Source organism: Kitasatospora sp. SolWspMP-SS2h, assembly GCF_003259315.1.
In the GTDB taxonomy this organism is placed as follows: domain Bacteria; phylum Actinomycetota; class Actinomycetes; order Streptomycetales; family Streptomycetaceae; genus Kitasatospora; species Kitasatospora fiedleri.
On the sequence record NZ_QLLT01000014.1, the window covers coordinates 146,642 to 166,431 of the forward strand.

At 74.6% G+C, this 19,790-nt stretch carries 20 protein-coding genes; 4 read left to right on the forward strand and 16 right to left on the reverse strand.

What is annotated here, in order from left to right:
• Position 1: 1 nt before the first annotated feature.
• Positions 2-430 carry an alternative ribosome rescue aminoacyl-tRNA hydrolase ArfB gene (gene arfB / locus K353_RS19060; RefSeq protein ID WP_100836825.1) on the reverse strand — a complete coding sequence of 143 codons (429 nt, stop codon included), beginning with the start codon at positions 428-430 and terminating at the stop codon, positions 2-4.
• 62 nt (positions 431-492) lie between these two features.
• Between arfB and K353_RS19065 the strand changes: the two genes are divergently transcribed.
• Together K353_RS19065 and K353_RS19070 are read left to right on the forward strand one after the other, a co-directional pair.
• Positions 493-984: a hypothetical protein gene (locus K353_RS19065; RefSeq protein ID WP_100838541.1), complete on the forward strand. Its 492-nt coding sequence runs from the start codon at positions 493-495 to the stop codon at positions 982-984.
• A gap of 112 nt (positions 985-1,096) precedes the next feature.
• The gene (locus K353_RS19070; RefSeq protein WP_111554805.1) at positions 1,097-1,672 is read left to right on the forward strand and encodes a TerD family protein; all 576 of its coding nucleotides are present in this window, start codon (positions 1,097-1,099) and stop codon (positions 1,670-1,672) included.
• A gap of 63 nt (positions 1,673-1,735) precedes the next feature.
• Here K353_RS19070 and K353_RS19075 read toward each other — a convergent pair whose 3' ends face one another.
• The 7 genes from K353_RS19075 to K353_RS19105 all read right to left on the reverse strand — a co-directional run bounded on the left by K353_RS19075 (position 1,736) and on the right by K353_RS19105 (position 7,977).
• Entirely contained in the window at positions 1,736-2,740 is a 1,005-nt protein-coding gene (locus tag K353_RS19075) for a hypothetical protein (protein ID WP_146616510.1), read from the reverse strand.
• 104 nt (positions 2,741-2,844) lie between these two features.
• Entirely contained in the window at positions 2,845-3,342 is a 498-nt protein-coding gene (locus K353_RS19080) for a DUF3180 domain-containing protein (RefSeq protein WP_111554807.1), read from the reverse strand.
• A 122-nt stretch (positions 3,343-3,464) separates the two neighbouring features.
• Entirely contained in the window at positions 3,465-4,064 is a 600-nt protein-coding gene (gene folK / locus K353_RS19085) for a 2-amino-4-hydroxy-6-hydroxymethyldihydropteridine diphosphokinase (RefSeq protein ID WP_111554808.1), read from the reverse strand.
• Positions 4,065-4,099: 35 nt separating this feature from the next.
• On the reverse strand, positions 4,100-4,462 hold the full coding sequence (gene folB, locus K353_RS19090; protein WP_111554809.1) for a dihydroneopterin aldolase: 363 nt from the start codon (positions 4,460-4,462) through the stop codon (positions 4,100-4,102).
• 161 nt (positions 4,463-4,623) lie between these two features.
• Entirely contained in the window at positions 4,624-5,121 is a 498-nt protein-coding gene (locus K353_RS19095) for a nuclear transport factor 2 family protein (RefSeq protein ID WP_111554810.1), read from the reverse strand.
• Between the two features lie 2 nt (positions 5,122-5,123).
• Positions 5,124-5,990 carry a dihydropteroate synthase gene (gene folP, locus K353_RS19100; protein ID WP_111554811.1) on the reverse strand — a complete coding sequence of 289 codons (867 nt, stop codon included), beginning with the start codon at positions 5,988-5,990 and terminating at the stop codon, positions 5,124-5,126.
• 142 nt (positions 5,991-6,132) lie between these two features.
• Complete coding sequence (locus K353_RS19105) at positions 6,133-7,977, reverse strand: phosphatidylglycerol lysyltransferase domain-containing protein (protein WP_233533679.1); 1,845 nt, start codon at positions 7,975-7,977, stop codon at positions 6,133-6,135.
• A gap of 391 nt (positions 7,978-8,368) precedes the next feature.
• Here K353_RS19105 and K353_RS19110 point away from each other — a divergent pair, with 391 nt between their 5' ends.
• Positions 8,369-9,550, forward strand: a complete 1,182-nt coding sequence (locus K353_RS19110; RefSeq protein ID WP_111554813.1) for an alpha/beta hydrolase family protein — start codon at positions 8,369-8,371, stop codon at positions 9,548-9,550.
• Positions 9,551-9,621: 71 nt separating this feature from the next.
• On the opposite strand, the gene folE is transcribed toward K353_RS19110, so the two are convergent.
• The 6 genes from folE to dacB all read right to left on the reverse strand — a co-directional run bounded on the left by folE (position 9,622) and on the right by dacB (position 17,727).
• Positions 9,622-10,230 (reverse strand): GTP cyclohydrolase I FolE, encoded by a 609-nt coding sequence (gene folE / locus K353_RS19115; protein WP_111554814.1) that lies wholly within the window; start codon positions 10,228-10,230, stop codon positions 9,622-9,624.
• Positions 10,231-10,363: 133 nt separating this feature from the next.
• The gene (ftsH, locus tag K353_RS19120) at positions 10,364-12,403 is read right to left on the reverse strand and encodes an ATP-dependent zinc metalloprotease FtsH (protein ID WP_111554815.1); all 2,040 of its coding nucleotides are present in this window, start codon (positions 12,401-12,403) and stop codon (positions 10,364-10,366) included.
• A gap of 223 nt (positions 12,404-12,626) precedes the next feature.
• A complete protein-coding gene (gene hpt / locus K353_RS19125) occupies positions 12,627-13,166 on the reverse strand; it encodes a hypoxanthine phosphoribosyltransferase (RefSeq protein ID WP_100838543.1) in 540 nt (179 codons plus the stop codon).
• Positions 13,167-13,244: 78 nt separating this feature from the next.
• The gene (gene tilS / locus K353_RS19130) at positions 13,245-14,378 is read right to left on the reverse strand and encodes a tRNA lysidine(34) synthetase TilS (protein ID WP_111554816.1); all 1,134 of its coding nucleotides are present in this window, start codon (positions 14,376-14,378) and stop codon (positions 13,245-13,247) included.
• Positions 14,379-14,639: 261 nt separating this feature from the next.
• Positions 14,640-15,812: a zinc-dependent metalloprotease gene (locus K353_RS19135; protein ID WP_111554817.1), complete on the reverse strand. Its 1,173-nt coding sequence runs from the start codon at positions 15,810-15,812 to the stop codon at positions 14,640-14,642.
• Between the two features lie 325 nt (positions 15,813-16,137).
• The gene (dacB, locus tag K353_RS19140) at positions 16,138-17,727 is read right to left on the reverse strand and encodes a D-alanyl-D-alanine carboxypeptidase/D-alanyl-D-alanine-endopeptidase (protein ID WP_146616511.1); all 1,590 of its coding nucleotides are present in this window, start codon (positions 17,725-17,727) and stop codon (positions 16,138-16,140) included.
• A gap of 76 nt (positions 17,728-17,803) precedes the next feature.
• On the opposite strand from dacB, the gene K353_RS19145 reads away from it, so the two are divergent.
• Complete coding sequence (locus K353_RS19145; protein WP_030458155.1) at positions 17,804-18,295, forward strand: inorganic diphosphatase; 492 nt, start codon at positions 17,804-17,806, stop codon at positions 18,293-18,295.
• 147 nt (positions 18,296-18,442) lie between these two features.
• Here K353_RS19145 and K353_RS19150 read toward each other — a convergent pair whose 3' ends face one another.
• Positions 18,443-18,664: a dodecin gene (locus tag K353_RS19150; protein WP_111554819.1), complete on the reverse strand. Its 222-nt coding sequence runs from the start codon at positions 18,662-18,664 to the stop codon at positions 18,443-18,445.
• A gap of 164 nt (positions 18,665-18,828) precedes the next feature.
• Positions 18,829-19,779, reverse strand: a complete 951-nt coding sequence (locus tag K353_RS19155) for an asparaginase (RefSeq protein ID WP_111554820.1) — start codon at positions 19,777-19,779, stop codon at positions 18,829-18,831.
• Between the last annotated feature and the right edge of the window lie 11 nt (positions 19,780-19,790).

Below are 19,790 nucleotides of genomic sequence, written 5' to 3' on the forward strand. Positions count from 1 at the left end.
GTCACTCCGGGCGGATCCGGCCCCGGCCCTGCTTGAGCCCCGAGCGGTGCCGCTTGGTCTCCAGCCGCCGCTCGACCATGCCCCGGCTGGGCTTGGTGGCCCGCCGGGCCTTCGGCGGCGGCGCGGTGGCCTCCCCCAGCAGCGCGGCCAGCCGGGCCGCGGCCACCTCCCGGTTGCGCCACTGCGAGCGGTGCTCGGAGGCCCGGACCACCAGCACCCCGTCCACCAGCCGGGAGGCCAGCCGCTCCAGGGCGCGCTCCTTCCACACCGCCGGCAGCGCGTCGGAGGAGGCGAGGTCCCAGCGCAGCTCGACCCGGGAGTCGGAGGTGTTCACGTGCTGTCCGCCGGGGCCGGAGGACCGCGAGAAGCGCCAGACGAGCTCGGCGTCGGGGACGACCACCGAGCCCCGTACGCGCACGGGCTCAGTCATGCGCCCATCATCCCGCCCGCCCCCGGCCCCCGTCACCTGGTTAAGCGGGCACAATGGCGGGCGTGATCGAGCTCGGCTACTCGCTGTCCACCCGCCTCCCCGACCCCCCGCAGACCGACTACCGCACCGCGTCGGTCCGCTCGCTGCGGCACGACCTGTTCGCGGGCGACGTGTACCTGGAGACGGACGAGGGCGCCGGGCTGGAGACCCGCTGGGGCTGGGTGCCGGTGCTGGACTTCGCCTGGGCGGTGTGCGACATCGCCGAGCGGCTCGACCAGGACCCGCGGGGCAGCCGGGAGGCCAGGGTGCGCACCGAGGACCTGGACTTCACCCAGAACACCGAACTGCTGCGCTTCGCCCGCCGGTTCGGCTGGGTGGAGATCACCGCGACCTGGCGCCCCGAGGACGAGCCGCTGGTGGTCCGGCACGCCGAACTGCGCCGCGAGGCCCGGGACTTCCTGCAGGACGTGCTGGCCGACCTGACCGAGCTGCACGAGGGGCTCGCCGACAACCCGAACGTCTGGACCGTACAGGGCCGTTACCCGAGAATCTGATCACGGCCCGAGCGCCGCCCGGGGGAGAACCGTCCGTCCACCAACCGGTGGAACCAATCGCGGCCCGTCCGGCGTTCTCTGGGCAAAACCGACCGAAGGGACACCACAGACCATGCCCGTGAGCCTCTCCAAGGGTGGCAACGTCTCGCTGACCAAGGAGGCCCCCGGCCTGACCGCGGTCACCGTCGGCCTCGGCTGGGACGTGCGCACCACCACCGGCGCCGAGTTCGACCTGGACGCCAGCGCGATCGTCCTGAACGGCGAAGGCAAGGTCTACTCGGACCGGCACTTCGTGTTCTTCAACAACACCAGCACCCCGGACAGCAGCGTCGTGCACACCGGCGACAACCGCACCGGCGAGGGCTCGGGCGACGACGAGTCGATCAACGTCAACCTGGCCGCACTGCCCGCCGACGTCACCAAGATCGTCTTCCCGGCGACCATCTACGACGGCATCAACCGCGGCCAGAGCTTCGGCCAGGTCCGCAACGCCTACATCCGGGTGGTCAACCAGGCCGGCGGCGGCGAGATCGCCCGCTACGACCTCTCCGAGGACGCCGCCACCGAGACCGCGATGATCTTCGGCGAGCTGTACCGCAACGGCGACGAGTGGAAGTTCCGCGCCATCGGCCAGGGCTACGCCTCCGGCCTGGTCGGCATCGCCCAGGACTTCGGCGTCAACGTCTGACCCGGCGCCACCGCGCGGACGGCCCCCGGAGGATTCCGGGGGCCGTCCGCGTACCGGGTCCGGTCAGGAGCGGCCGGCCCTCAGCTCGGGCAGCTCCAGCAGCTCGGTCTCGTCGTGCGCGGTCAGGTCGACCACCTCGGACTCGGTGTCCGACTCGGCGTGCTGGTGGCTCGGCGGCTGCTCCACCGCCTGGTGCGGCGGCTGCGCGGCGTCCACCGGGTCGCCGGCCGTCACCGCGTAGCGCTCGCTGTCGGCCAGCGCCTCGTCGCCCACCACGTCCGCCAGGTCGCCGACCGCGGGGGCCGCGGCGCCGGAGCGCAGCGCGGCCCGGGCCGCGCCGGGGCGGCCGAAGAAGCTGAACGCCGTGGCCCGCGGGCGCTGCGGCGCGGGGACGGCCGGGCGCCGCTCCGGCCCGGGCAGCGCCGGGCCGACCGGGCGCAGCGCGGCGGCCGCGGCCGCCGGCACCGGCTCCGGCATCTTCGGGCGCAGCTCGACCTGGGCCCGCTCGTCCACCGCGCGGCGCGCCTCGGCGACCGCCGCCTGCCGCTCCAGGTGCCGCAGCGCGGCCTGCGCGCGGACGTAGGAGGCGGGCGTGACGGGGTGCTTGGGGCGGGCGGCCTCCACGGCCTCGCGGGCCGCCTCGGCCTCCTTCAGGGCCTGCTCGGCGACCATCACGGCGCGCTCGCGCAGCAGCCGGGCGATCTCGGTCTCGGCCTTGGCCAGCCGGGACTTCTCCGCGGTCAGCCGCCGCCCGAACCGGGTGGCGCGCTCCTCGGCGACCTCGGCCGCGTACTCGGCTTCGGCGATCTGCTCCTCGTAGCGCTCCTCGGCCCGCATCCGGCGCACCACGGCCAGCTGGGCGGAGGTCCGGGCGGCCCGGTCGCGCTGGCGCAGCACCAGGGCCAGGCCGAGCACCGCGACGACCGCGGCGACGCCCACCGAGCGGGCCACCACCTGGTCCGGACTGGCCACCAGCGCGGCCAGCGCCGCGACCACGAGCACACCGGAGGCGACCGGCGGCAGCAGCCGGCCGAGGACGGAGGAATGACGGTGGCGTCCGCGAGACATGGCTAGAAACTAGCGTGCGAATCACGGCGCTGTCAGCCTCGCCCCCCATTCGGGCCTTGACAGTCCGCGAGAACCACGGACGGCGACGGCCCGGTGACGGTCCGTCAGCGCGGGGAGGCGGCCGTCCCGCGCGGGTGCTCGGGGTCGTCGTGGTCGTCGGGCAGCCTGCAGATGTGCTGCAGCCACAGCGCCACCGCGACCACCGCCGCCCCGGCGAGTACCGCGAACAGCGCGGTGGCCGCCTGCGTCCGGCGGGCCGCGATGTCCAGCGAGCCGAGCAGGAACACCCCGACGCCCGCGTAGACCCCGGTCACCACCGCCGACACCAGCGCGCTGGCCTGCCCCAGCACCAGCGCCCGGGCCGCGTGCAGCGGGTCGACGCCCTTGGCGCCGGGCTGCCGCTCGCGCACCGCCCTGAGCCGCGAGCGCAGCGAGAGCGCCGCGGCCAGCAGCACCACGGCGACCGCCGCCAGCACGTACGGCGCGTAGGCGGGCACCCCGGGCAGCGTGTCCAGCGAGTCCCACAGCCGGGCGCCCCCCCAGGACAGCAGCCCGGTGATCGCGGCGATGCCGAGCAGCAGACGGAGACGGAGCGGCTTCACGCGGACGGGCTTCCTTCCAGTGGGACGACGGCGGGGTCGCGACCAGGCCACCGTACCGGCCCGGCCGCACCCGCAGGGAGCTACGCCCGCGGGCGCCCGGAAGTTCCCGGGCGCCGACCGGGCTACTCGGGCAGCCGCAGCTGCAGGTCGGCGCGGAGCCGCACGCCCTGCGCCCCGGCCCCGCCCAGGCCCGCCAGCAGCTCGGCGACCGGGCCGCGGCCCGGTACCTCGGCCGCCGGGTCGGCGTCCTGCCAGGGCGCCAGCACGAACGCCCGCTCGTGCGCCCGCGGGTGGGGCAGCGTCAGGTGCGGGTCGTCGCTGGTGACGCCCTCGTAGGCGAGCACGTCGACGTCCAGGGTGCGCGGGCCCCAGTGGACGGTGCGGACCCGGCCGAACGCGTCCTCCACCGCGTTGGCCCGCTCCAGCAGGTCCCGCGGGGGCAGCGAGGTGCGCAGCACGGCGACGGCGTTGAAGTAGCTCGGCTGGTCCTCGGGGCCGCCGACGGCGTCCGTCTCGTACACCGCGGACAGCGCGGTCACCCGCACCCCCGGGGTGTCCGCCAGCGCGTCGACGGCGCCCTGGAGGGTCTCCAGGCGGTTGCCCAGGTTGCTGCCGAGGGCGACGGCGGCGGTGCGGGAGTCGTGCAGGGTGGACTCCACGCGGTCCACCCTGCCCTGCAGGTCGAACGTGGTCGGCGTGGCGGTCGGGTCGGTCGTGGCCAATGGAGTTCCCTCTGCTCGGGCTCCACCGGGCGCGGTCAGGCGCGGCCCCGGCGGATCGTGATGGTGACGTCGTCGAACGGGACGGTGATCGGGGCGTCCGGCTTGTGCACGGTGACCTCGACCTCCTCGACCGCCTCGTGGCGCAGGCACCGGTCGGCGATCCGCTGGGCCAGCGTCTCGATCAGGTCGACCGGGTCGCCCGCGATCACCGCGGTGACCTCCTCCGCGATCACGCCGTAGTGGGCGGTGCGGGTCAGGTCGTCGCCCGCGGCGGCCGGCCGGGTGTCGAGGAACAGCGTCAGGTCGACCACGAAGGTCTGCCCCTCGACCCGCTCCCGTTCGAAGACGCCGTGGTGGCCCCGGGCACGGAGCCCTCGCAGGGTGACGCGGTCCGGCAAAAGAATCACTGCTCCCAGCTGACGGCCCCGCCGGGGCGGGGAACGGCGGGCACCGTCGCCCGCCGCCCCTCGAATCTACCTTCGAGCACCGACCGCCCGGGACCGCCTCCCCGTCCGCCCACCCGATCGGACCGGCCGCCGCGGCCCTTGACGCCGCCGCGCTACTCGTCCTCGTCGTCCTCGTCGTCCCCGCTGGTGAGCACCGGCGACCCGTGGTGCGACCACAGCTTCCAGCCCGCCGGCGTCCGCCGGAACAGGTTCGTCGACACCACCTTGCCGCCGACCAGCGGCCCCAGCTCGCCCTCCTCCTCCGGCTCGCCGCCGGACAGGATGTTCTCCGTGCAGGTCACCAGGGCCACGTCGCCCTGCACGTCCACCTCGACGTCGGTCAGGAAGAACTGGATGTACTCGGTGTTCGCCATGATCAGCATGTACGAGCGGGTCACCTGGGCCCGGCCGGTCAGCGCCGGCCACCCCGGGTGGACGCAGAACACCCCGCCCTTGTCGTCCGCGTCGTCCGGCCCCAGCCAGATCGTCTCGACGGCCTCCAGGTCGCCGTTCTCCAGCGCCTCGTACAGCGCCTGGTTGACCGCGAGCACCGCTTCCTCGTCGGGCTCCAGCGCCGCCGCCCGGTCGTTGCCGCTCACTGCTTCCGCCACGTCTACCCCCTCTGCGCCGCCTGCTGCCAGGCCGCGACGACTCGTACGGCGTCAGCCGTGCCGGACACGTCATGCACCCGCACCGCCCAGGCGCCCGCCCTCGCCGCCAGCACCGAGACCGCCGCCGTGGCGTCGTCCCGCTGCCGCGCCGGGCGCAGCTCCCCGGTTTCCGGGTTGGCCAGCAGCGTACCCAGGAAGCGCTTGCGCGAAGCCGCCACCAGCACCGGCCGTCCCAGCGCCGTCAGCGCGTCCAGCCGGCCCAGCAGGGCCCAGTTGTGCGCGCCGGTCTTGGCGAACCCCAGGCCCGGGTCGAGGATCAGCTGCTCCTCCTTCACCCCCGCGGCCAGCAGTGCCTCCACTCGGGCGGTCAGCTCGCGCACCACGTCCGCGACCACGTCGCCGTACACCGCGCGGGCGTCCATGTCCGCGGACTGGCCGCGCCAGTGCATCACCACGAACGGCGCCCCGGTGCCGGCCACCACCCCGGCCATCTCCGGGTCGGCCAGCCCGCCGGACACGTCGTTGACCAGCCGGGCGCCCGCCGCGAGGGCCGCCGCGGCGACGCCCGCCCGCATGGTGTCCACCGAGACCACCGCCCCGGCCCGGGCCAGCTCGGTGACCACCGGCACCACCCGGCGCAGCTCCTCCGCCTCGGTCACCCGCACCGCACCCGGCCGGGTCGACTCCCCGCCGACGTCCACCAGGTCCGCCCCGCGCGCCACCAGGTCCAGCCCGTGCGCCACCGCCCGCGCCGGGTCCAGCCACAGCCCCCCGTCCGAGAACGAGTCCGGCGTGACGTTGACCACCCCCATCACCGCGCAGCGCTCAAGGACGGGCAGACCGGGGACGTTCTCGCTCATGCGTCCCATTATCGACGCACCGGGTGGGACGACTCCCCCGGACGGGGCCGACGGGGGCGCGGGCGACCGCGCGACCGGCCCGGCACCCGCCGCGGGGCCGCGGGGCCGCGAGGAGACGGCCCCCCGTCCACCCCGCGACCCCGCCGCGCGCCTACGCGGCCCGGCCCAGCTGCGCCGCGGGCTCCGCCGTCAGGCTCTGGCGCTGCCGCTTGCGGCCGAAGCGGGGCATGCCGAGGGTGATGAACGCCTCCGCCTGCATCGCGGCGAAGCCGATCCGCGGCAGGTCCCGGGTGTGCGGGTAGACCAGGAAGCGCGGCTCCCAGCTCGGCTGGAACTTCGCGTTGAACTTGTACAGCGACTCGATCTGGAACCAGCGCGAGAGGAACACCAGCAGCCCGCGCCAGGCCCGCAGCACCGGGCCCGCCCCGATCCGCTCGCCGCGGGCGAGCGCCGAGCGGAACATCGCGAAGTTCAGCGAGACCCGCCGCACGCCCATCGCCCCGACCTCCTGGAGGGCGGCGACGATCAGCAGCTCGTTGAGGCCGGGGTCGGCCTCCCGGTCGCGGCGCATCAGCTCCAGCGAGATGCCGTCCTCGCCCCACGGGACGAAGTGCAGCACCGCCTTCAGGTCGTCGGCGGCGTCGGCGCCCGCCTCGCCCTCCTCGGGGGCCTTGTGCGCGGTGACGACCACGCAGTCGTCGTCCCCGGCGTCGCCGAACCGGCCGAGCGCCATGGAGAAGCCGCGCTCGGTGTCGGTGCCGCGCCAGCGGGCCGCCGCGTCGCCGATCCGCCGCTTCTCGTCGAGGGTGAGGTCGCCGACCCGGCGGACCTGGCAGGAGTAGCCGTTGCGCTCGATCCGCTTGACCATCTGGCGGACGTTGCGCATCGCGCGGCCGGAGAGCGAGAAGGAGGCGGTGTCGACGATCGCCTCGTCGCCGAGTTCGAGCGCGTCCAGCCCGGCCTCCCGGGTCCACACCTCGCCGCCGACCTCGGAGCAGCCCATCACGGCGGGCACCCAGGCGTGCTCGCGGGCGGTCGTCATGAAGACCTTGATCGCGCCGGGCCACGCCTCGACGTCGCCGACCGGGTCGCCGGAGGCCAGCATCACGCCGGAGACCACCCGGTAGGAGATCGCGGCCTTGCCGGTCGGCGAGAACAGCACGCTCTTGTCGCGGCGCAGCGCGAAGTAGCCGAGCGAGTCGCGCCGGCCGTGCCGGGCCAGCAGCTCCCGGACCCGCAGCTCGTCCTCGGGGGTGAGCTCGGGCTCGGGCTTCTCCGGGCGCAGCGCCAGGTACGCGGTGGTGAGTGCGGTGACCAGGCCGAGCGCGCCGAGCGAGTAGCCGACCAGGTCGGCGATCCGGTCGGAGGTGTAGTGGATCGGGCCGCCGAAGCCGAACAGGCCGTAGCCGACCTGCTCCAGCCGCTGGAACAGCGACGGGTCGCCGACCTCCGCCTTCCAGCGGACCGAGACCACGACCAGGCCGAGCAGCACCGAGACGACGGCGAGCACGGCGAAGTTGAGCACCGCGCGCCAGCGGGTGCGCGGGTCGGCCTTGGCGTAGAACTCGCGCCGGTGCACCAGCATCACCGCGAGCAGCGCCAGCGAGATCGCGGCCTGCCCGAACTGGTGCCAGCGCAGCAGGTGCAGCGCCGCGCCGACCGGCAGCAGCACGCACACCGCCCGCCAGGCCCGCGCCTTGCGGCGGCGCAGCGCGTGCGCCAGCAGCACCAGCAGCACGCCGACCATCAGGGTGCCGGCGGCGGCCAGCGTGGTGGTGCCGCCGGGCAGCTGGCCGACCACGGTGTGCACCCTGGTGAACCGCAGCCTGGGGGAGACCGCGCAGGCGATGTCGATCAGGCCGATGGCCAGGCAGGCGTACCCGACCGCCCCCGGCAGCCAGGCCCGCGGCACCGCGGCGGCCTGGTGGCGGAGCGCCCGCAGACCGCGCGGGCGGGGTGCGTCGGGGGTCGTCTCAGCGGACACGGGAGCGCTCATGGAAACTCAGCCTAGAGGCACCGGGGCGCTGGGCGCGCACTCCGGGAACCGGGGCGTGATGGACTCTCATGACTGTTCCTTTTTCTGGCAATCCGCACGTCAAGCGCGGTCCACGGGAGGTTCGGGTCCGCTCGCCGGGGGCCCGGTTCGAACGGTTGCGCTCATCGGTCCGGGGGACACGGCGCCCCGGCCCGACCGCACCCGTGACCGCCTGTCCGGCGGTTCGGCGCGTCCGGCATCCCGATGGACGCCGCGGCCCAGTGCGGCGGTTCCCCCACCCGCGGCACGTATTCGCACGGGCTTCCGACGCCCGGTCAGCGTACCCCGAATCGCTTCCGACGGTCCGTCAGATGACGATGGCGGGGCGGGAGTCGAGGAGGGACCGGAAGGCATGGAGCTGACCAGCCGGACGTTGGTGTACGCGCTGACCGCGGCGGCCGCGGCCGCCCTGCTCGGCACCCTGTGGCTGTGGCCCCGGCTGGCCCGGCAGCGCCCGCTGCCGGTGCTCGGCCGGCTCGCCCTGCTGACGGTCACCCAACTGGCCGTCCTGGGGGTGCTGCTGCTGTCGGTGAACAACGCCTACGGCTTCTACAGCTCCTGGAACGACCTGCTGCACCCCGGCGCCGCGGCGCTCGCGCCGGTCGCCGCGCAGGTGCCCGGCGCCGCGCCGGAGACCGGGCAGCTGGTGCGGCCCACCGACGAGGGCGGGCTGGAGACCGTCAAGGAGGTGCTGCCCGCCGGGCCGCCGGAGGAGGTCGGCCGGGTCGACTCGGTGCGGATCACCGGCCCCGCCTCCGGCCTGTCCGACCAGGTCTTCGTCTACCTGCCGCCGGAGTACTTCAACCCGCGCTACGTCCGCGAGCGCTTCCCGGTGCTGCTCGCCCTGGCCGGCTACCCCGGGCCCTCGCTGCACCTGGTCGAGGGGCTGCGGCTGCCGCGGACCGCCGCCGAACTGCAGCGGGCCGGGAAGCTGGCGCCGACCGTGATCGTGATGGCCCGCCCGACCGTGGCCCCGCCGCGCAACACCGAGTGCGTGGACGTCCCGGGCGGGCCGAAGGCGGAGACCTGGTTCGCCGAGGACGTCCCGGCGGCGGTCCGCTCCGCGTACCGGGTCAGCCGCTCGGCGGACTCCTGGGGCGTGTTCGGCTACTCCACCGGCGGGTCCTGCGCGCTGCGGCTGGCGATGCGGCACCCCGGCACGTTCCGGACCGCGGCCGGGATGCACGCCGACTACACCGTCCCGAACGACCGCTGGACGGACGGCGACCTGTTCCGCGGCGACCAGGACGCCGCCCGGCGGTCCGACCTGACCTGGCGGCTGAGGAACCTGCCCGCGCCGCGGGCCGACCTGCTGCTGGTCTCCACCCGGGCCGAGGCCGACTTCGCGGCCACCGAGCGGTTCCTGGCCGCGGCCCGGCAGGTGTCCGCGGCCCACCCCGAGCTGAAGGTGGACTCGATCTTCCTGCCCGACGGCGGGCACTCCTTCGAGACCTGGCGGCGCGAGCTGCCCGCCACCCTGGAGTGGCTGGGCGACCACCTCGCCCCGCCGCCGGACCGCGAGCCGCACTCCTGAGCCCCCGCCCCGGAGACGCACCGGGGCGCCACCCCTGCGGGTGGCGCCCCGGTCAGCGGGCCGACGGCGTGTCAGCGACCGCCGATGATCAGGCTCATCGCCTCGTTGCGGGTGGCCGGGTCGCGCAGCTGGCCGCGGACGGCGGAGGTGAGCGTCTTGGCGCCGGGCTTGCGGATGCCGCGCATCGACATGCACATGTGCTCGCACTCGAACACCACGATCGCGCCGCGCGGCTCCAGGATGCGCATCAGCGCGTCGGCGACCTGGCTGGTCAGCCGCTCCTGCACCTGCGGCCGGCGGGCGTACACGTCGACCAGCCGGGCCAGCTTGGACAGGCCGGTGATCTTGCCGCTGGTGGACGGGATGTAGCCGACGTGCGCGACGCCGCGGAACGGCACCAGGTGGTGCTCGCAGGTGGAGTACACCTCGATGTCCTTGACCAGCACCATCTCGTCGTGGCCGAGGTCGAAGGTGGTGGTCAGCACGTCCTCCGGCTGCTGCCACAGGCCGGCGAATATCTCCCGGTAGGCGCGGGCCACCCGGGCCGGGGTCTCCAGCAGGCCCTCGCGGTCCGGGTCCTCCCCGACGGCGAGGAGCAGCTCGCGGACGGCGTTCTCGGCCCGCTTCTGGTCGAACTCGCGGACGGGGGACTCACCGTCGAGCGTCACCGGATCGATCATGCGTGCCTCGCTGCTCGTCAGTCGGGAAATCTCGGTCAAGGGGGTGGAGAGGGTCGGCGCAGCACGAATGCCGCGCCTCCAGGGTACAAACCCCGGAAACGCGGCATCCATTCCGAACTGGTGGTCGGCCCGGTCAGCTCTCGACCTGGCCGCCGTCGACCGGCGGGAGCTTCACGATGTCGACCGGGTCCACGGTCGGCGCGGCGCCGTTGGTCAGCGCCAGCTCCTTCGGCGACTGCACCGGCGGCCGGGTGGACGGGGTGCGGCGGGCCGACCCGGTCCAGGCCGGACGCGGGGGACGCTTGATCACCGGAGTGAAGATCTCGGCGATCTGCTCCTTGTTCAGCGTCTCCTTCTCCAGCAGTTCGAGCACCAGGTTGTCCAGCACGTCCCGGTTCTCGACCAGGATCTCCCAGGCGTCGTTGTGCGCGGTCTCGATCAGCTTCTTGACCTCCTCGTCCACCAGCCCGGCGACCTCTTCCGAGTAGTCGCGCTGGTGGCCCATCTCACGGCCGAGGAACGGCTCGGAGTCGGAGGTGCCGAACTTGATCGCGCCCAGGCGCTCGCTCATGCCGTACTGGGTGACCATGGCCCGCGCGGTGGCGGTGGCCTTCTCGATGTCGTTCGAGGCGCCGGTGGTCGGGTCGTGGAAGACCAGCTCCTCCGCCGCCCGGCCGCCCAGCATGTAGGACAGCTGGTCGAGCATCTCGTTGCGGGTGGTCGAGTACTTGTCCTCGTCCGGCAGCACCATCGTGTAGCCCAGGGCGCGGCCCCGGGACAGGATGGTGATCTTGTGCACCGGGTCGGAGTAGTTGCAGGCCGCCGCGACCAGGGCGTGGCCGCCCTCGTGGTACGCGGTGATCTTCTTCTCCTTCTCGGACATGATCCGCGAGCGCTTCTGCGGACCGGCCACGACGCGGTCGATCGCCTCGTCCAGCGTCTGGTTGTCGATCAGCTTCTTCTCGGAGCGCGCGGTGAGCAGCGCCGCCTCGTTCAGCACGTTCGACAGGTCGGCGCCGGTGAAGCCGGGGGTGCGCTTGGCGACGGCCGAGAGGTCGACGTCCGGCGCGATCGGCTTGCCCTTCTGGTGCACCTTGAGGATGTCCAGTCGGCCCTGGAGGTCCGGGCGGTCGACGGCGATCTGCCGGTCGAAGCGGCCGGGGCGCAGCAGCGCCGGGTCCAGGATGTCGGGGCGGTTGGTGGCGGCGATCAGGATGACGCCGCCCTTGACGTCGAAGCCGTCCATCTCGACCAGCAGCTGGTTGAGGGTCTGCTCGCGCTCGTCGTGGCCGCCGCCGAGGCCCGCGCCGCGGTGCCGGCCGACGGCGTCGATCTCGTCGACGAAGATGATCGCCGGGGCGTTCGCCTTGGCCTGCTCGAACAGGTCGCGGACCCGGCTGGCGCCGACGCCGACGAACATCTCGACGAAGTCGGAGCCCGAGATCGAGTAGAACGGCACGCCCGCCTCGCCCGCGACGGCGCGGGCCAGCAGGGTCTTGCCGGTGCCGGGCGGGCCGTACAGCAGCACGCCCTTGGGGATCTTGGCGCCGACCGCCTGGAACTTGGCCGGCTCCTGGAGGAACTCCTTGATCTCGTGGAGCTCCTCGACCGCCTCGTCGGCGCCCGCGACGTCCGCGAAGGTGGTCTTCGGGGTGTCCTTGGTGAGCAGTTTGGCCTTGGACTTGCCGAACTGCATGACCCGGGAGCCGCCGCCCTGCATCTGGTTCATCAGGAACAGGAAGACCAGGACGATGATCACGATCGGGAGCATCGAGAAGAGCAGGCTGACGATCGTCGACTGCTTCTCGGGGCTGACCGTGTAGCCGTCGGCGATCTGCCCGCCGGCGTACTTGTCCTGGAGGGTCTTGGCCAGATCGGCGGCCTGCTGCTCGCCGGTGTAGGAGGCCTGGAAGCGGGTGCCGGACGGCGACTTGCCGTTCGAGCCGGCCTTCAGCTTCTGGCCGTCCTGCAGCTGGATCTTGATGAGGTTCGAGTCACCGGTGGTGAGCTGCGCCGACTTCACCTGGTTGTTGTCGATGGCGCTGACGATCTGCCCGGTGTCCGCAGTTTTGTAGCCGCTCGAATCCGAGACGAGCTCCATCAACGCGAACACGGCGAGGGCGGCCAGCACGACCCACATGATCGGCGCACGGAAGTATCGCTTGACGTCCATCCATGCGGGGCGTCACCGCCCCGTCCCTCCTGCCAGTTCAACGGGCGCTGCTCGGCTGTGGGGCCTCGGCGCATCCGATATGTGCTCGTAAGACGAGCGTTTGATTGGACCGTACCGCAGCGACCCCCGGTCCCGGCGGGATCGCACCACGGTGCGGTCTATTTTCCTACCCCCGCACAACGGGTGGGAACGGGGCACTGTTCCCACCCGTCGCCCGAACGGTTCAGCCGCCGTACACGTGGGGCGCGAGCGTGCCGATGAACGGCAGGTTGCGCAGCTTCTCCGCGTAGTCCAGGCCGTAGCCGACCACGAACTCGTTGGGGATGTCGAACCCGACGTACTCGACGTCGATCTCCACCTTGGCCGCGTCCGGCTTGCGCAGCAGGGTGCAGACCTTGAGCGAGGCCGGGCCGCGCGAACCCAGATTGCCGAGCAGCCAGGACAGCGTCAGACCGGAGTCGATGATGTCCTCGACGATCAGCACGTCCTTGCCGGCGATGTCGGTGTCCAGGTCCTTGAGGATCCGCACCACGCCGGAGGACTTGGTGCCCATCCCGTACGAGGAGACGGCCATCCAGTCCATGGTGACCTGGCTGTGCAGCGTCCGGGCCAGGTCGGCCATCACCATCACGGCGCCCTTGAGGACGCCCACCAGCAGGAGGTCCCTACCCGCGTAGTCCTGGTCGATCCGCGCGGCCAGCTCCACCAGCTTGGCGTCGATCTCGTCCTTGCTGATGAGCACCTTCGCGAGGTCTGCGCCCATGTCGTTCTGGTCCACCGGGGATACGTCCTCAAACGTTCGGGGTCGGGGTTCGGCGGCGGCGGTACGACCTGTTCGTGCTCAGTCGCCCTGCCGCCGAAACACCAGCGTGCCACACCGGCGCACGGCTTCGACGCCCCCGGGTAGGTGCAGCGGGCCCTGGCCGCGCCAGCCGGTGACCAGCAGGTCCACGCTCTCCAGGTGCCGGGCGAACAGGTCGCCGGCCGGGCAGCCCGCGCGCAGCGCGGCCCGGCGCAGCACCCGGCGGCGGACCGCGGGGGGCAGTTCGGCGAGCTTGCCCACGTCCAGGGCGCCCTCCGGGGAGCGCAGGTCGCGCTCGGCGAGGGCGGCCCACTGGTCGAGGGCGTCGGCGTCGTCGCGGAACAGCCGGGCGGTGCGGGCCAGCGCCTCCACCACGCCGCCGCCCAGGTGCTTCTCCAGCACCGGCAGCACCTCGTGCCGGACCCGGGAGCGGGTGTACGCCGGGTCGGTGTTGTGCGGGTCGTCCCAGACCGGGATGGACTGCGCGGCGCAGGCCCGCCGGGTGGCGGCCCGGTCCAGCTCCAGCAGCGGGCGGCGGTAGCGGCCCTTCTGGGCGGGCATCCCGGCCAGCGAGCGGGCCCCGGAGCCGCGGGCCAGGCCCAGCAGCACGGTCTCCGCCTGGTCGTCGCGGGTGTGGCCGAGCAGGACGGCGAGCGCGCCGTGCCGCTCGGCGGCCAGGTCGAGCGCGGCGTAGCGGGCGTCCCGGGCGGCGTTCTCCGGGCCGCCCTCGCGGCCCACCCGGACGGCGACCGCCTCCACCGGGTCCAGGCCGAGCTCGCGCAGCCGGGCGGCGACCTGCTCGGCCCGCTCGGCCGAACCGGCCTGCAGGCCGTGGTCGACGGTGACCGCGCCGACCCGCAGGCCGAGCTTGGGGGCCTCGAAGGCGGTGGCGGTGGCCAGCGCCATCGAGTCGGCGCCGCCGGAGACCGCCACCAGCACCAGCGGGGAGCCTGGTGCGGCGGGCGTGCGGGGCAGGCCGGAGGGGTGCCGGCGGGCGTTGCCGATCAGCGTGCCGGGCACCGTCGCAGTGCCGGCCAGCGCGGGCACCGGCACGGGCGCGGGCGTCCGCGGGCGGGCCTGCCCGCCGGGGACGACACCCGCCTCCGCGGCGAGTTCGGCGAGGGTACGGCGGACGGCGAGGCGTATCGCCGCGACAGCGGGGTGTGGGCCCATGGTTGGCACTCCTTGGCGGAGGGAGGGTGGTGTCGGCCGCCTGTCAGCTCTCGGTCACCAGGCGCTCACAGATGGTCGCAGAATCCGGCCACCGCCCACGCCACCCGCGCCAACGGCGGATTCACCGTCCCACGTACGGGTGAATGGAGAAACGTTACGGCTGCCTCAGGTGTACGACTCACCGGACGGAGGGACCGGTCGGGACCGGGCCCGGCCGGTCCGGACGGACCCGGCCGGTCAGCCGGTGGCCCGGTCGGCCGGTCAGCCGGTGACCCGGGCCACCCAGGACGCCGGGTCGTGGATCTCCTCCTTGGTGGGCAGCGTGTTCGGCGAGGTCCAGACCCGGTTGAAGCCGTCCATCCCGACCCGCTCCACCACGCCCCGGACGAACACCGCGCCGTCCTGGTACTGCCGCAGCTTGGCGTCCATCCCGAGCAGCCGGCGCAGCGCCAGGTCGAGCCGGCCGCTGCCGCGGTCGCGGCGGCGCTGGAACTTCTCCCGGATCTCCGCCACCGAGGGCACCACCGCGGGCCCCACCCCGTCCATCACCACGTCCGCGTGGCCCTCCAGCAGCGACATCACCGCCGTCAGCCGGGACAGGATCTCCCGCTGCGCGGGCGTCTGCACCAGGTCGGTCACGCTGGGCGCGCCCTCCCGGCCCGCGCGGTCCCCGCGCCGGCCGCCCAGGCCCGGGAGCGGCAGGCCGCCGAGCGCCTCGCGCAGCCGCTCCAGGAAGGCCGCCGGGTCGACGTCGGTCTGCGCCAGGAACTCCTGCACCTCGGACTGGATGTGGTCGCGCAGCCACGGCACCGCGGTGAACTGGGTCCGGTGGGTCTCCTCGTGCAGGCACACCCAGAGCCGGAAGTCGCGTGGGGCGACGTCGAGTTCGCGCTCCACCTGGACGATGTTCGGCGCCACCAGCAGCAGCCGCCCGGGCGGGGCGGCCAGACCGCGCCGGGGCTGGTCGAACAGGCCCTCCGGGCTGTCCGGGGCGCTCGGCAGCTCGGCCGGGGCGAAGGTCTCGTACTGGCCGAGCACCTTCGCCGACAGGAAGGCCAGCACCACGCCGACCTCCACCCCGGTGGCCTTCGCCCCCGCCGAACCGGCCGCCGCCGCACCCCGGCCGCCGCCCTCCCGGCGGGCCGCCAGCTTCTCGGTCAGCGGGCGCACCACCGTCCGGAAGCCCGCCACGTTGGCCCGCACCCAGCCCGGCCGGTCCACCACCAGCACCGGCGTGCCCGCCACCCCGGTCGACCCCATCCGGGTGTACTCGCGCACGTGCCGCTCGGCCTCCGCCGCGTGCCGGCGCAACTCGGCGACGGCCGCCCGGGCCTCGTCCCGCCCGATCCGCGGCCCCGGCCGGGCGAGCCGCACCGCGGTCGCCACGGCGAGATTCCAGTCGACCATCTCCGCACTGCCGCTCGCGCTCGTCATGCCTTCACCGTACGTGCTCACCCCCGCCCGGGGGAGGCGCGCACCCTCGCCGCTCCGTGCCGTGACACCCCGTCAACGCTCCGCCGCCGGACACCGGGAGCACCCCGGCCCCGGCCCACCCGCCGCACAGCGGCCCGCGGGGCGGTGCGCCCGCGCCGGGGCGGCTGCCTCCCCGGGCGGCCGGGTCACCCCGGCACCGCCCGGACCACGCGAGGCCGCGGCGACCGGTCCTCGCGCCGCCGTCCGCGGGACACCGCGCCCGCCCGGGGAGGCAGCCGCCCCGGCACCGCCCCGGAGCCGCTGTGCGGCGTGTGGGCCGGCGGGGTCAGCAGCCGCAGGCGGCGATCCTGGCGACGATGCGGTCGACGGCGGCGCGGGCCGCGGTGGGGTCGGCGTCGGTGCGGGTCATCAGGGCGAAGGCCAGGACGCGGCCGTCGGCGTCGACCACGGTGCCCGCCAGGGTGTTGACGCCCTGGAGGGTGCCGGTCTTGGCGCGGACGATGCCGGCGGCCTCCGCCGCGCCAGACTTCGCGCCGAAACGGTTCACCAGGGTGCCGGAGAATCCGGCGACCGGGAGGCCGGTGATCACCGGGCGCAGCTCCGGGTGGGCGGGGGCGGCGGCCGCGGCGAGCAGCTTGACCAGGGTGATCGGCGGGATCAGGTTGGCCTTGGCCAGGCCGCTGCCGTCGGTGAGCACCACGCCGTCCAACGGGACTCCGAGCCCGGCCAGTTCGGTGCTGACCGCCTTCGCCGCGCCCTCGAAGCTGGCGGGCTGCTGCGCGGCGATCGCGGCCTGCCGGGCGACCGCCTCGGCCAGCGTGTTGTCGGAGGTGGTGAGCATCCGCTCGACCAGCCGCCCGATCGTCGGCGACTCCACCCGGGCCAGTTCGGTCGCGGCGGCCGTACCCGTGGCCGTGCCCGCGGCCATGCCGGCGGGCGCGGTGGCGGGCGCGGTGGCCGCGGCGGGCTTGCCCTGCACGGTGACGCCCTCCGCCCCGAGGAAGCCGGCGAAGGAGTCGGCGGCCTGCCCGGCGGGGTCGAACACCCGGGCCGGGGCCTCGTCAGGCGAGCGCGGGTCGATCCGGCCCTCGTCGACCATCAGCGGGGTGACCGCGGCGATGTTCATCGCGTCGTGGTCCTTGTGCAGCAGCGGGCCGGTGTAGAGCGAGGTGTCGTACGAGAGCCGCACCTCGGTGGTGCCGGCGGCCCTGAGCGCGGTGGCGGTGCGGTGGGCCAGCTCGGCCATCGAGGCGGGGGCGCTGTCCGGGTCGACGGGCAGGCCGCCGATCCGGACCTGGTCGGCGGGCAGGGCGGTCAGGGTGGGGTCGCCGCCGCCGACCAGGGTGATCTCGCCCGGGGCGGCGCCCCGGACCACGGTGGTGGCGATCCGGCGCTCGGCGGGCAGCAGGGCCAGGGCGGCGACCGCGGTGGCGAGCTTGGTGGTGGAGGCGGGCGTGGCCGGGGCGGTCTCCTGCGCGCCGAACAGGAACTCCCCGGTGGCGGCGTCGGCGACCGCGAAGTTCAGGGTGCCCAGCGCCTTGTCCTGGACGGTGCCGCCGAGCGCGGTGCGCAGCCCGTCGCCGGTCGGGGCCCTGCTGTCGGCGGCGTCGCCCTCGGCCAGCACCGGGCCCTTGACCGGGACGGCCCGGTGCCGGTCGTCCCGGTGCTGCCGGCCGTCGCCCTTGCCGCCGTCGCCGCCGCCGTGGTCGCCACCGTCGCCGTGGTCGCCGCCGTCGCCGCCCTGCCGGTCCTCGCTCCGGCCGTGGCCGTCCTCGGCGGGCCGACTCGTCCCGGCACCCGCCGTGGGCTGGGCCGGTGCCGGGTCGGCGGCCAGGGTCCCGGCGGCCAGCACCACCCCCAGCGCGGCTGCCAGGGCGGCTCTGCGCCCGCGTCCCGCCCCTGTCCCTGCTCTCACCGACCGGCCCCTTTCCCGAGCACACCCCGCCGTAGGAGACACTTGATTCTGTCAGTCCCAACCCTTGGAGGAACCGTTGGAGTTCGACGTCCTGATCGAGATCCCGAAGGGCTCGCGCAACAAGTACGAGGTCGACCATGAGACCGGTCGGCTCCGGCTGGACCGCATGCTCTTCACCTCGACCCGCTACCCGGCCGACTACGGCTACGTCGAGGGCACCCTCGCGGACGACGGCGACCCGCTGGACGCGCTGGTCATCCTGGAGGAGCCGACCTTCCCGGGCTGCCTGATCAAGTGCCGCGCCATCGGCATGTTCCACATGACCGACGAGGCCGGCGGCGACGACAAGCTGCTGTGCGTCCCGGCGACCGACCCGCGCTGGTCGCACCTCCAGGACCTCCAGGACGTGTCGGAGTTCGACCGCCTGGAGATCCAGCACTTCTTCGAGGTCTACAAGGACCTGGAGCCGGGCAAGTCCGTCCAGGGCGCCGACTGGGTCGGCCGCGCCGAGGCCGAGGCCGAGATCACGGCCTCGATCAAGCGCCTGGAGGAGCAGGGCGGCCACTGAGCCGTGACACCCCCCGGGGTGGCCCGCACCGCACGCGCAGGGGCGGGAGTCCGGAGTTCCGGGCTCCCGCCCCTGCTGCTTCCCGGTGGCGCTCCCGGGGTGTTCCCGCCGCGCTCCCGCTGCGTTCCCGCTGCGCCCGGACGGTCCTCAGGCGCCGTCGTTGTCGTCGAGCCGGAAGCCGACCTTGAGGCCGACCTGGTAGTGCTCGACCTCGCCGTCCTTGAGGTGGCCGCGGACCTGGACCACCTCGAACCAGTCCAGGTTGCGCAGCGTCCGGTTCGCCCGGGCGAGGCCGTTGCGGATCGCGACGTCCACGCCCTCGTGCGAGGACCCGACGATCTCGGTGACCCGGTAGGTGTGGTCAGTCATGGCGGTCTCTCCCTGTGCGGCGACGGGTGGCTCCCCCGCCGTCCACCGTGCACCGAAGCGCCGCCCCGGGCATCCCGGCTTCCGCCGACGGGGCGTCGGCCGCGGCGCCGGCGGGGCCCCGACCCGGGGCTCGACCGGGGCTCGACCCGGGCGCCGACGGACGCTCAGAACGCCGCGCGGACCTCGCCGACCACGTTCCCGCCGCCGTGCAGCGGGGCGGCGGCGATCCGGTCCAGCACCGGGTCCTGGACGCCCAGCCGGCGCAGCGCGGCGGCCAGCACCGGGCCGCGGGCGCGCTCCGCGCCGTCCTCGACCTTGAAGGCGAGGGCCCGGCCGTCGGCCAGCGCCACCACCTGGACGGCCTCGGCGCCCATCTTGGACAGCGCCCCGGGCACCGCCCGCATCAGCCAGGTGTCGGCCCGGCGGGTGCCGGCCACGTACTCGGGGTGGGCGCGCATCGCGTCGGCGACCCGGCGCCGCTCGGTGCCGGGGTCGGCCAGCAGCAGGGCGCGGTAGCCGCGGGCCAGGCCGGTGAGCGAGACGGCCAGCAGCGGGGCGCCGCAGCCGTCGGTGCCCAGGTGGGCGGCCGGTTCGCCGGTGGCCTGCTCCAGGGCGGTGCGGGCCAGCACCTGGATCGGGTGGGACGGGTCGAGGTAGGTCGGCAGGTCCCAGCCGTTGGCGGCGGAGGCGGCCAGCCAGGCGGCGTGCTTGCCGGAGCAGTCCATCAGGATCGGGGCGCGCTCCCCGCCGGAGCGCAGCAGTTCCTCGGCCTCCACCGGGTCCAGCGGGAGGTCGGCGGGCAGCCGCAGGGCGGACTCGGTGAGGCCGGCGTCGGCCAGCACCCGGCGGACGGCGGCGCGGTGGAAGGGCTCGGCGGAGTGGCTGGAGGCGGCCAGCGCGAGCTGTTCGCCGCGCAGGTCGAGGCCGGCCCGGAGGGTGGCCACCGCCTGGAAGGGCTTGGCGGTGGAGCGCGGGTAGACCGGCAGCTCGGGGGTGCCGAGCGCGTACTCGACGGCGCCGTCGGCGTCGAGCAGGACCAGCGAACCGCGGTGGCGGCCCTCGGTGAAGCCGGAGCGTATGACCTCGGCGAGGGCGGGCAGGGCGGGCTGCGACACGGGTGGTTCTC